This is a genomic window from Pseudomonas sp. HY7a-MNA-CIBAN-0227 (genome assembly GCF_040310325.1).
GTDB lineage: Bacteria > Pseudomonadota > Gammaproteobacteria > Pseudomonadales > Pseudomonadaceae > Aquipseudomonas.
In genome coordinates, this window is sequence record NZ_JBEOPT010000024.1 from 1 (window position 1) to 12,058 (window position 12,058).

Below are 12,058 nucleotides of genomic sequence, written 5' to 3' on the forward strand. Positions count from 1 at the left end.
ATGGGGTTTTGTTTTGGGCGATGGAAAAGTATGAGCGAGCGCCTGCCAGTCGCCTTCAATGCTAAAGTCCATCCCTCGATTTTGCTTTTCCCAAGGAAGCCGTTATGCCAGATGCGATGTCCCTCAGCCCTGGATTCATGGTGGTTCACGGCAATCGCCTGGATGAGCTGCGCAGCCTGGTAGTCAGTTGGATGCGCCGTTATCCCCTGGCTCCCCTGGAAAACGAAATCGCCCTGGTTCAAAGCAACGGCATTGCCCAATGGTTAAAGCTGGCTCTGGCCGAAGACCCCGAAGATGATGATATGGGCGGCTGCGGCATTGCGGCAGCCATCGACGTTCAGCTCCCCGGCAGCTTTATGTGGCAGCTCTATCGCATGGTCCTTGGCCGCGATGCAATTCCGCCCAAGTCCCTGCTGGATAAAGCCCCGCTGACCTGGCGACTTATGCGCCTGCTCCCCGAACTGATCGATCAGCCGCACTTCGAGCCGCTGCAACGCTTCCTGACCCACGACACGGACCTGCGCAAACGCTACCAACTGGCAGAGCGCCTGGCCGACCTGTTCGACCAATACCAGGTCTATCGCGCCGACTGGCTGGAAGACTGGGCCGCCGGTCGCCACCAACTGCGTAACGGCCGAGGCGACTCCAAACCCTTGAGCCCAGCCAACTGCTGGCAAGCCGAGCTATGGCGTGCGTTGCTGCTGGATGTCGGAGAGGAGGGCATGGCGCAGAGCCGTGCCGGCGTTCACCAGCGATTTATCGAACGCATCAACAAGCTCGAAAAAGCACCGATTGGCCTACCCTCCCGAGTGATTGTTTTTGGCATTTCTTCCCTGCCCGCCCAAGCGTTGGAAGCCCTCGCCGGCTTGGCCCGTTTCAGCCAGGTTCTACTTTGCGTGCATAACCCTTGTCGCCATCATTGGTCTGACATTGTTGCCGACAAAGATCTGCTAAGGAGCGAATACAAACGCCAGGCCCGCAAAGCCGGGATGCCCGTTACCATTGACCCACAGGTCCTGCACCAACACGCCCATCCGCTGCTCGCCGCCTGGGGCAAACAGGGGCGCGACTACATCAACTTGCTGGACAGCTACGATGACCCCGGCAGCTACCGCTCGGCTTTTCGCGATGGTCGCATCGACCTGTTCAGTGACAGCACCCCCACCACCCTGCTGAACCAACTCCAGAACGATATCCTGGAGCTGCGCCCACTCAATGAAACCCGCGAACACTGGCTGGCCATCGACCTGGAACAGGACACCTCAATCCGCTTCCACATTGCCCACAGTGCCCAAAGAGAAGTGGAAATCCTCCACGACCAGCTACTCCAGCGTTTCAGCGACAACCCTGCTTTGCGTCCACGGGATGTCATCGTCATGGTCCCGGACGTCGACAGCTACGCTCCGCACATTCGCGCGGTCTTCGGCCAGCTTGAAAAAAGCGCCCCCCGCTTCATCCCCTTCACGCTCACCGACCAAGGTCAACGCGGACGCGACCCGCTGCTGATTGCCGTCGAACACCTGCTCAAACTCCCCGACAGCCGCTTTCCGGTCAGCGAAATTCTCGATCTGCTGGACGTCCCAGCCCTGCGCGAACGTTTCGCCATCAAGGAACGCGACCTGCCTACCTTGCACCGTTGGATCGAAGGCGCGGGCATTCGCTGGGGACTTAACGCCGAACAGCGCGCCGGCCTCGGCCTGCCGGGGGAGCTTGAACAAAACAGCTGGCGTTTCGGTCTACGCCGCATGCTCCTGGGTTACGCAGTCGGCACCGGACTGGCCTGTGAAGGTATCGAACCTTACGACGAAATCGGTGGCCTTGACGCGGCCCTGATCGGTCCGCTGGTTGCATTGCTCGACGCACTGCACAGCGCCCACCAAACCCTGTCCATGTCCGCCGCACCCACAGAGTGGGGCGAGCGCCTGCAAAACCTGATGCAACTGTTTTTCCTCCCCAGCAACGAGCACGACGACTACCTGTTGGGCCAGCTTGAACAACTGCGGGAAACCTGGCTGGAAACCTGCGAGTCCGTCGGCCTGTACGACGAGTTACCACTGACCGTCGTCCGTGAGGCATGGTTGGCCGGCCTGGACCAAGGTCGCCTGTCTCAGCGCTTCCTCGCCGGAGCTGTCAATTTTTGCACCCTGATGCCGATGCGCGCGATCCCGTTCAAGCTGGTCTGCCTGCTGGGGATGAACGACGGCGACTACCCCCGTGCCCAGCCGCCGCTGGATTTCGACCTGATGGGCAGCGACTACCGCCCCGGCGACCGCTCCCGTCGCGAAGACGACCGCTACTTGCTGCTTGAAGCCCTGCTTTCGGCCCGCGACCAGCTCTACATCAGTTGGGTCGGCCGCAGCATCCGCGACAACAGCGACCGCCCAGCCTCGGTACTGATCGGCCAACTGCGCGACCACCTCGCCAGCGGCTGGCACACCGCTAACGATGAGCCGATGCTGGAAGCCATGACTCAGGAACACCCGCTTCAACCCTTCAGCGCCCGCTATTTTCACGAAGGCGATAAACTATTCAGCTACGCGCGTGAATGGCAGTTGCTCCACGAAACCCACGACGACCTCGCCGATATTGGCACCCTGACGCCCTACCTCCAGGAAGATCCCCTGAGCCTCGGTCAGTTACAAGACTTCCTGCGTAACCCGGTCAAACACTTCTTCAGTCAGCGCCTCAAGGTGTTTTTCGAAGCCGCCGAAGTGCCCTTGGCCGATGAAGAACCTTTCGTCCTTGATGCCTTGCAACGCTATAGCTTGAGCGACAGCCTGCTCGCCGCCGCGTTAACCGAACCCGACCACCCCGACAAAGCCCTCAATGCCCAAGCTCTGCGCCTACAAGCCAGTGGCTTGCTGCCGATGGTCGGTTTCGGCGAATGCCTGCGCAACGAACTGATCGAGCCCTTGCCCGATTTGCTGCAACGCTATCAGCAACTCCTGGCCCTTTGGCCTACACCTCACAACAGCGCCGAACCGATCAGTTTTGCGCATCAGGGTATTGCGTTGGAAGGCTGGATCAGCGGCCTGCACCGGCGCAGCGACAGCGGCCTTCTAAGCGTCACCACCATCCCCAACAGTATTGGCTCGATCAAGACCCGCAAGTGGCATCGCCTGATTCGCCCCTGGGTCAATCACTTGGTGGCCTGCGCCTGCGGCCTGCCATTGAGTACCGGCCTGGTGGCCAGCGATGACACCCTCCTGCTGTCCCCGCTGGAAAAAAATACGGCGCAAGAGCTATTGGGCAATCTGCTCCTCGCCTGGAAAACCGGCATGAGCGAACCGTTGCCCGTCGCCGTCAAAACTGCCTTCGCCTGGCTCGGCCAAACCGATCCGGACAAGGCCCAGGCTGCCGCCCGCAAAGCCTATGAAGGCGACGGCCAAACGACCGATGGCGAACGCCGTGAAAGCCCCGCGCTCACCCGACAATTTCGCGATTACGCTGCCTTGGTGGCGAGCGAAGATTTCGAAGGCTGGTGCGAAACCCTGTATCGACCGTTGATCAACGCCCCCTGGCGATCACTGAGCAGTGAGGAGGCAGGCGTATGAGCAGCACAAAACCCCTGGCCCTTGCCTTCCCGCTAAAAGGCAGCCAACTGATCGAGGCCAGCGCCGGCACCGGCAAGACCTTTACCATTTCGGCGCTATACCTGCGCCTGGTACTGGGCCACGGCGGCGAAGCATCGGGCTTTGGCCGTGAACTGCTGCCGCCACAAATCCTCGTCGTGACCTTCACCGACGCCGCCACCAAAGAGCTGCGCGAACGCATCCGCACACGTCTGGCGCAAGCTGCACGTTTTTTCCGCGCCGAAATCGAAAAGCCTGATGCCCTGATCGACGAGCTGCGCGACCAATACAGTCCCGAACAATGGCCAGGCTGCGCCAACCGCCTGGACATCGCCGCCCAGTGGATGGACGAGGCGGCCGTTTCGACCATCCACAGTTGGTGCCAGCGCATGCTGCGTGAACACGCCTTCGACAGCGGCAGCCTGTTTACCCAGACCCTGGAAACCGACCACAGCGACCTGCTGGGCGAAGTGCTGCGCGACTACTGGCGCCTGTTCTGCTATCCGATGCACGGCGATGCATTGAACTGGGTGCGCAACAACTGGGGCGGCCCGGCGGCCTTGATGCCCCGCGTGCGCGCCCTGTTTGGCAGCGAGCGGCCCACCGATGAACAGCGCGCCCCCGCTGAACTGATCAACGCTTGCCTGCAAGAGCGCCGCCAAGCGTTGGTCGCCCTCAAGGCCCCCTGGCAGCAGTGGGCCATCGAACTGCGGGACATCTGCCTGCAAGCCGTAGCAGCCAAAGCCGTCGATGGTCGCAAGATGCAAGCCCGTTACTTCGAACCCTGGTTTGAGAAGATCAGCGCCTGGGCCGCCGACGAATCCCTGGAACAACTGGATATCGGCACCGGTTTCACCCGCTTGACCCCCGACGGCATGGCCGAAGCCTGGAAGGGCGATGCGCCGCACCACCCTGGCCTCGATGCCATGGCCGGCCTGAAAGCCAGTCTCGACGCCCTGCCAACCCCCGATGCCGCAGTTCTGCAACATGCCTCCGGCTGGGTGAGCAAGCGCTTCGAAGAAGAAAAACGCCGCCGCGCCGAAATGGGCTTCGACGACATGCTTATTCGCCTCGACGCCGCCCTGCAAGCTGACGGCGGCGAGCGCCTGGCCAGTGTGATCCGCGAGCAGTTTCCAGTCGCGCTGATCGACGAATTCCAGGATACCGACCCGGTGCAGTACCGCATCTTCGAGGGCATCTACCGCATCGAAGACAACAACCCCGAAAGTGGCCTGTTCCTGATCGGTGATCCGAAGCAGGCGATCTATGCTTTCCGTGGCGCCGACATCTACACCTACCTGCGGGCACGCCAGGCCACGTTTGGACGTTTGCACACCCTGGGCACTAACTTCCGCTCCAGCCACGCCATGGTGGAAGCGGTAAACCATGTGTTCCAGCGTGCAGAACAAGGCCGCGGCGCGTTCCTGTTCCGTGAACCCGACGGCACAAATCCGGTGCCGTTCTATCCGGTATCGTCCCAAGGCCGAAAAGAGCAACTACAGGTCAACGGCCAAACGCTGCCAGCCCTGAACATCTGGCACCTGCCCACCGACCAGCCGATCTCCGGTGTGCTCTATCGCCAGCAGATGGCCGCCGCCTGTGCCAGCCAAATCGTCGCGTTGCTCAACGGCGGCCAGCAAGGCAGTGCCGGATTCGTCAAAGACGATACCTTTGCAGGCGTGCTGCCCTCCAACATTGCCATCCTCGTACGCGACGGCAAGGAAGCCCAGGCTGTGCGCTTTGAACTGGCCGCCCGTGGTGTGCGCAGCGTGTACCTGTCCGACAAGGATTCAGTGTTCGCTGCCCAAGAGGCCCACGACCTACTGGCCTGGCTCAAGGCCTGTGCCGAACCGGACGTCGAGCGCCCGCTGCGTGCGGCTCTGGCCTGCGTCACCCTCAACCTGTCGCTGTCCGAACTTGAACAACTGAACCAGGATGAATTGGCCTGGGAAAAACGTGTCATGCAGTTCCGCGACTATCGCAGCATTTGGCGCACCCAAGGCGTGCTGCCGATGCTGCGGCGTCTGCTGCACGACTTCAAATTGCCGCAAACCCTGATCGCCCGCAGTGACGGCGAGCGGGTGTTGACCAACCTGTTGCATCTTTCTGAACTGCTGCAGCAAGCGGCGGCCGAACTGGACGGCGAACAGGCCCTGATCCGTCATTTGGCCGAGCATCTGGCGCTGTCGGGACAGGCCGGCGAAGAGCAGATACTGCGCCTGGAAAGCGATGAACAACTGGTCAAGGTGGTGACCATTCACAAATCCAAGGGTCTGGAATACGACTTGGTTTTCCTGCCGTTTATCTGCTCGGCCAAGCCTGTGGACGGAAGTCGCCTGCCGCTGCATTACCACGATGGAAACGGCAAATCCCAGGTGAGCCTCAGGCCGACCGCCGAGTTGATTGCTCAAGCCGACGACGAACGTCTGGCTGAAGATTTGCGTTTGTTTTACGTGGCGCTGACGAGGGCAAAACATGCCTGCTGGCTCGGCGTCGCCGACCTCAAACGCGGCAATAACAACAGCTCGGTGCTGCACCTATCGGCGTTGGGTTATCTGCTCGGTGGCGGTGCCTCGTTGAACGAGTCCGCAGGCCTGGCCCGCTGGCTCCTCGATTTGCAGGAAGGCTGCCCGGCGCTGCACTACGCACACATGCCCGAAGCCGATGCCATCCCGTTCCTCCCGCCGCGCAACGAAGCCAAGTTGCTCGCGCCCCTGCTGCCTAAACGCAAGGCCGCCGAAAACTGGTGGATCGCCTCCTACAGTGCGCTGCGCATCGGCGAAAGCATGAGCGCCGCCAGCCTCGAAGCGCCGGAAAGTCCCCAGGCCCAGAAGCTGTTCGACGACGAACGCCTGGACCCGGACGCCCCGCGCGAAGTACCGGCTTCCAGCGGCGATATTCACCGTTTTCCACGAGGCCCCAATCCTGGGACCTTCCTCCATGGCCTGCTGGAATGGGCCGGCGGTGAAAGCTTTACCACCACCCCTGACGCCATCGAAGACGCGGTCGCCCGTCGTTGCAACCGGCGCGGCTGGGAAGGTTGGATCAGCACGCTGAGCGGCTGGCTGCAACACCTTCTGCAAGAACCATTGCGCCTGGGCAACGGCTATCCGCCGGTAGCGCTGAGCGGCTTGCAGCACTACCAGATCGAAATGGAATTCTGGTTCGCCAGCCACAAGGTCGACGTGCTCGCCCTCGACCAACTGGTGTGCCAATACACCCATGACGGCGTGTCCCGTGTAGCCGCCGAACCGGTGTTACTCAATGGCATGTTCAAGGGCTTTATCGACCTGACCTTCGAACATGAAGGCCGCTACTACGTGGCGGATTACAAATCCAACTGGCTCGGCCCCGACGACAGCGCCTACACACCGCAGGCCATGGAACTGTCGATCCTTGATCATCGCTATGACCTGCAATACGTCCTTTACCTGCTGGCCCTGCACCGCCAACTCAAGGCTCGGTTAAAAGACTACGACTACGACCGTCACGTTGGCGGCGCGCTCTACCTGTTCCTGCGCGGCACCCGGGCTGCCAGCCAGGGTGTGTATTTCACCCGGCCACCGCGAGAGCTGATCGAGCGCCTGGACTTGCTGTTTCAAGGCAAACCGCAACCATCCAAGGTCGAGCCCGCCTGGGAACAAGGAGTTTTGTTATGAGCCTGTCGACCTTACCGCTTGAGGAATTGACGCCCCTCAGTCGCGCTGCCGACCTGGTGATGCTGCTTGAGCGTTGGGTTGAGCGCGGCTGGTTGCGGGCGTTGGACAAGGCCTTCGTCGGCTTTCTCCACGAACTCGACCCGCAGGCCGACCCCTTGGTGTTGCTGGCCGCTGCGCTGACCAGTCACCAGTTGGGCCATGGCCATGTCTGCCTGGACCTGTTTGAAACACTGAAGGCGCCGGACTTCGCCCTGTCCCTGCCACCGGAAGGCGACCTGCAAACCGGCGCCATGTTGCTGCCTTCGCAGCTACTCGACGGCCTGGACGGCGGCCCCTGGTGCCACGCCCTGGCCGCCAGCAATTTGGTGGCGCTGGCCGTCGATGGCAGTGAAGCGGCACAAAGCCGGCCATTGGTGCTGTCGGGCAAACGCCTGTATTTACGCCGTTACTGGACCTATGAACGGCGTATCGACAACGCGTTGCGCCGCCGGCTTGCTACTCAGGAAGCGGTCACGGCGGACCTGCCCCAGCGCTTGAATACTCTGTTTGAACAAGCCCCGCCGGATGGTGTGGTCGATTGGCAAAAGCTCGCCTGTGCGCTGGCCACTCGGGGTGCGTTCAGCATTGTCACCGGCGGCCCCGGCACTGGCAAAACCACCACGGTGGTGCGACTGCTCGCGTTACTGCAGGCGCCGGCAGTGGAAAAAGGCACCGCGTTGCGTATTCGGCTGGCAGCGCCCACCGGCAAGGCCGCTGCGCGCCTGACCGAATCCATCAGCCAGCAGGTCCGCTCCCTGAAAGTAGACGACAAGGTACGAGAGAAAATCCCTACCGAGGTCACCACCGTTCACCGCCTGCTGGGCAGTCGTCCCGGCACCCGACACTTCCGTCATCACGCTGGTAATCCCTTACCTCTGGATGTGCTGGTAGTCGACGAAGCCTCGATGATCGACCTGGAAATGATGGCCAACCTGCTGGACGCCCTGGCGCCCCATGCGCGTCTGATATTGCTGGGTGACAAGGATCAACTGGCGTCCGTTGAAGCCGGGGCGGTCCTTGGTGATTTGTGCCGCGATGCCGAAGCCGGCTGGTACAGCCCGCCAACCCGCCAGTGGCTGGAAAGTGTCAGCGGAGAAAGCCTGGGTGCCAGCGGCTTGCAAGAGGACCTCGACGGCAGCCATCCGTTAGCGCAACAAGTGGTGATGCTGCGCTACTCCCGACGTTTCGGCGAAGGCAGCGGTATCGGCCAATTGGCGCGCTGGGTCAACCAGCAAAATGCCGAAGAAGCCCGCAAGCTGTTGACTGCCCGCAGTCACGCCGACTTGTTTTGTGTCAGCCTCAAGGGTGAGCACGATCGCGCCCTGGAACGCCTGGTGCTGGACGGGCAGGGCGAGGGCGCACACGGTTATCGCTATTACCTGAACCTGTTGCAAACCCTGCGCCCGTCTCCCGACACGCCGCGAGATGACCCGCGCTGGACCGACTGGGCCCGCCAACTCTTGCAAGCCTTCGATGCTTTCCAGCTGCTGTGCGCGGTGCGTAAAGGGCCGTGGGGTGTTGAAGGCCTTAACCAGCGCATCACCGCCGCGCTGTTCAAGGCCCGTCTGATCGACGGCGAGCAGCAATGGTACGAAGGTCGCCCGGTATTGATGACCCGCAACGACTATGGGCTGGGCCTGATGAACGGCGACATCGGCATCGCCTTGAAACTGCCTGAAAGCGACGGCGGTCCCCAAGTGCTGCGAGTGGCCTTCCCGCGCAACGATGGTCAGGGCGGCGTACGTTTCGTGCTGCCCAGCCGGCTCAATGACGTGGAAACCGTCTACGCCATGACCGTACACAAATCCCAGGGATCGGAATTTACCCATACCGCGCTGATCCTGCCGGATGCCTTGAACCCGGTTCTGACCAAGGAGTTGATCTACACCGGCATCACCCGCGCCAAGGACTGGTTCAGTCTGATCGAACCCCGTGGCGGCGTCTTCGAAGAGGCGGTACGACGCAAGGTGAAGCGCTTGAGCGGACTGATGTTGGAACTGGGGGCTTGAGCGGCAAAAAAACTGACCGAAGGGTTATGGTTTGATTCTGATCCATGCGTCTGATTTTTCTGAAGAAATGGCAGAATCCCCCCGAGGTGTCGCCTCGCGGGCTTTTCTGTCGATGTGCTATCGTTGCGGCATCATCCCGAGAAGATCAAAGAGAATCGCTGCATGAACGTGGCTGTCTCGCCCACAGAGCGTAGTTTGAGTTGGAGACGAATGCTGCTGGTCGTACTTTGCGTCCTCACTCCCCTCGCTTATGCCCAGGCCCCTAGCCCATCTGGCATAGCTGATCAAAGGGCCAGCGCCGTGACGCAAGTGGTGCTCGGGATTCTCAGCTATGCCCGCTGGCCCGTGGAGCCTGCGCAACTGCGCCTGTGCATCGTCGGGCCCACCCAATACACCGATGACCTGGTCAGGGGCACGACCCAGGCCACCGGTCGACCGGTGGTGGTGCAGCGCCTGCTGGCCGACCATCCAGACATCGCCAATGCCTGCGACGCGGTGTACATCGGCAAGTTGACCGGTGATGAACGTAGCCGCCTGTTCGCTTCATTGACCGGCCATCCGGTACTCAGCATCAGTGAAGGTGGCGACCAATGCACCGTGGGCAGCCTGTTTTGCCTGCGGGTCGGCGATGAGCAAGTATCGTTCGAGGTCAACCTCGACTCCGTCGCCCGTAGTGGTGTGCGCATTCATCCCAGTGTGTTGCAGCTGTCCCGCCGCCGGGCGCCGGAATCATGAAGTCGGTTAAAACCCCTGCGCGCCCAACCCTGAGCTCGGTCCTTGGCCGAGGGCACCTGAGTGTCGCGTTGGTGGCGGTAGCCATGGCCAGCGTATCCCTGACCCTGCTTGGCGTGCTGGCGCTGCGGGTCTACGCCGACCATAACCTGCACCTGATCGCCCGCTCCATCAATTACACCGTGGAAGCGGCAGTGGTGTTCGATGACAGAACCGCCGCCAATGAAGCCTTGTCCCTGATCGCGGCCACTGAAGAGATCGCAGAAGCTCAAGTGCTGGACGCCAATGGCATGCAGTTGGCCCATTGGGTGCGCCCGAAAACCGGCATGCTGTCCACGATCGAGTTGGAGCTGGCCCACGCGTTATTGGAACAGCCCATCAGCCAGCCAATCATCCACCAGGGCCGGACCATCGGCAGTGTCCAAGTGAGCGGTCACGGCGGTAGCCTGTTGCGCTTTTTACTCAGCGGCCTGGCCGGGATTATTGTCTGCACCGCCCTCAGCGCCTGGGTCGCGTTGTACCTGGCGCGGCGGATGCTGCGGGGCATCACCGGGCCCTTGCACAGCCTTGCCGAAGTGGCCCACGCGGCCCGCAGCGAGCGAGCGTTTGACCGCCGCGTGCCACCGGCGCAGATTGCTGAACTCGACAGCCTGGGCAATGACTTCAATGCTTTGCTCGACGAACTGGAAGCCTGGCAAACCCACCTGCAAAGCGAAAACGAAACCCTCGCTCACCAGGCCTCCCACGACAGCCTGACCGGTCTGCCCAATCGGGCCTTCTTCGAAGGGCGGCTGATCCGTGCCCTGCGCAGCGCCTCCAAGCTCAACGAGCGAGTAGCGGTGCTGTTCCTCGACAGCGATCGCTTCAAGGACATCAACGACAACTTCGGCCACGCAGCCGGCGACGCGGTGCTGGTGGCAGTGGCGTCGCGGGTTCGTGCGCAGTTGCGTGACGACGACCTGGTGGCGCGACTGGGGGGAGACGAGTTCGCCATCCTGCTCTCGCCCCTGCACAAGCTTGAAGATGCCCAGCGCATCGCCGACAAGATCATCGCCAGCATGGACACGCCGATCCAGCTGCCCGGCACCACCCAGGTATTGACCTCACTTAGCATCGGCATCGCCGTTTTTCCCGATCAAGGCGCCACTCCCGGCGCCCTGCTCAATGCCGCCGACGCGGCGATGTATCAGGCCAAACGCCTTTCCCAGGGCGGCCAGCAAACGGCGGAGTCGGAGCACCCCGCCGCCAATGTTCAACACAGGAGTTGATCCCTTGTTCTCTACTGCGCGTATTTTATTTATCACCCTGCTTGTGGCGCTGCTGGCCCTGAGCGGCTGCCAGACAGCCCCGCCCAAAGGCCTGACCCCGGCGCAGATCGCTGTGCTTAAACAGCAAGGTTTCGAACTGACCGACGAAGGCTGGGCTTTCGGCCTGTCGGGCAAAGTGCTGTTTGGCAGTGATGTCGAGTCGTTGAATAAACCCAGCACCGAGATTGTTGAACGCATCGGCAAGGCCCTGCTGGGCGTAGGCATCGAACGCGTACGCGTCGACGGCCACACCGACGCCTCAGGCAAGGAAACCTACAACCAGCAACTGTCCCTGCGCCGGGCGAAAAGCGTCGGCAAGGTGTTGACTGGCGTGGGTATGAAGGAAGAAAACGTGCAACTGCGCGGCTTGGGCAGCAGCGAGCCGGTGGCGGCTAACACCACGGCGGCTGGCCGCACCGAGAATCGACGGGTGTCGATTGTGGTGATTGCGGATTAAGCAGGCCCCGGTCAGATCCAATGTGGAATGCGGTCAGTGTGGGAGCCGGGCTTGCCCGCGACGTCGCGTAAGCACTCACCGGCTAATCCGCAAACACCAACTCCTGCGTTTCCCCCATCAGCAACGGCCGGTTCTGCTCCGTCACCTCGCGGATGTAATCCCACAACAGGGTGATCCGCTTGAGCTTGCGAAGGTCCTCGCGGCAGTACATCCAGAACTGCAAGGAAAGAAAGGTTAACCCAATGAATACAGGGGCTAACCGTCATGAACACTCTTGACGCTC

At 61.6% G+C, this 12,058-nt stretch carries 6 protein-coding genes and 1 pseudogene; 6 read left to right on the forward strand and 1 reads right to left on the reverse strand.

Features of this window, described 5'->3' with window-relative positions; all coding sequences use genetic code 11:
- Positions 1–104 precede the first annotated feature (104 nt).
- The 6 genes from recC to yfiB all read left to right on the forward strand — a co-directional run bounded on the left by recC (position 105) and on the right by yfiB (position 11,775).
- Complete coding sequence (gene recC / locus AAEZ06_RS25495; RefSeq protein WP_350616837.1) at positions 105–3,554, forward strand: exodeoxyribonuclease V subunit gamma; 3,450 nt, start codon at positions 105–107, stop codon at positions 3,552–3,554.
- Positions 3,551–7,231: an exodeoxyribonuclease V subunit beta gene (gene recB, locus AAEZ06_RS25500; RefSeq protein ID WP_149415035.1), complete on the forward strand. Its 3,681-nt coding sequence runs from the start codon at positions 3,551–3,553 to the stop codon at positions 7,229–7,231. The genes recC and recB overlap by 4 nt, the downstream gene beginning before the upstream one ends.
- Positions 7,228–9,279 carry an exodeoxyribonuclease V subunit alpha gene (gene recD / locus AAEZ06_RS25505; protein WP_350616839.1) on the forward strand — a complete coding sequence of 684 codons (2,052 nt, stop codon included), beginning with the start codon at positions 7,228–7,230 and terminating at the stop codon, positions 9,277–9,279. Before recB ends, recD begins: the two co-directional genes overlap by 4 nt.
- A 162-nt stretch (positions 9,280–9,441) precedes the next feature.
- Positions 9,442–10,014 (forward strand): regulatory sequestration protein YfiR, encoded by a 573-nt coding sequence (gene yfiR / locus AAEZ06_RS25510; RefSeq protein WP_149415033.1) that lies wholly within the window; start codon positions 9,442–9,444, stop codon positions 10,012–10,014.
- Positions 10,011–11,279, forward strand: a complete 1,269-nt coding sequence (gene dgcN / locus AAEZ06_RS25515; RefSeq protein ID WP_149415032.1) for a diguanylate cyclase DgcN/YfiN — start codon at positions 10,011–10,013, stop codon at positions 11,277–11,279. Before yfiR ends, dgcN begins: the two co-directional genes overlap by 4 nt.
- 4 nt (positions 11,280–11,283) lie before the next feature.
- The gene (gene yfiB, locus AAEZ06_RS25520; protein ID WP_149415031.1) at positions 11,284–11,775 is read left to right on the forward strand and encodes an outer membrane lipoprotein YfiB; all 492 of its coding nucleotides are present in this window, start codon (positions 11,284–11,286) and stop codon (positions 11,773–11,775) included.
- An 82-nt stretch (positions 11,776–11,857) separates the two neighbouring features.
- Here yfiB and AAEZ06_RS25525 read toward each other — a convergent pair.
- Positions 11,858–12,037: pseudogene (locus AAEZ06_RS25525) on the reverse strand (LysR family transcriptional regulator); the annotation flags it as partial.
- Positions 12,038–12,058 lie beyond the last annotated feature (21 nt).

Bases quoted from the DNA above. Each gene is read 5' to 3' on its own strand.
- recB (WP_149415035.1), top strand. From the start codon at position 3,551: ATGAGCAGCACAAAACCCCTGGCCCTTGCCTTCCCGCTAAAAGGCAGC.
- recD (WP_350616839.1), top strand. From the start codon at position 7,228: ATGAGCCTGTCGACCTTACCGCTTGAGGAATTGACGCCCCTCAGTCGC.
- yfiR (WP_149415033.1), top strand. From the start codon at position 9,442: ATGAACGTGGCTGTCTCGCCCACAGAGCGTAGTTTGAGTTGGAGACGA.
- recC (WP_350616837.1), top strand. From the start codon at position 105: ATGCCAGATGCGATGTCCCTCAGCCCTGGATTCATGGTGGTTCACGGC.
- dgcN (WP_149415032.1), top strand. From the start codon at position 10,011: ATGAAGTCGGTTAAAACCCCTGCGCGCCCAACCCTGAGCTCGGTCCTT.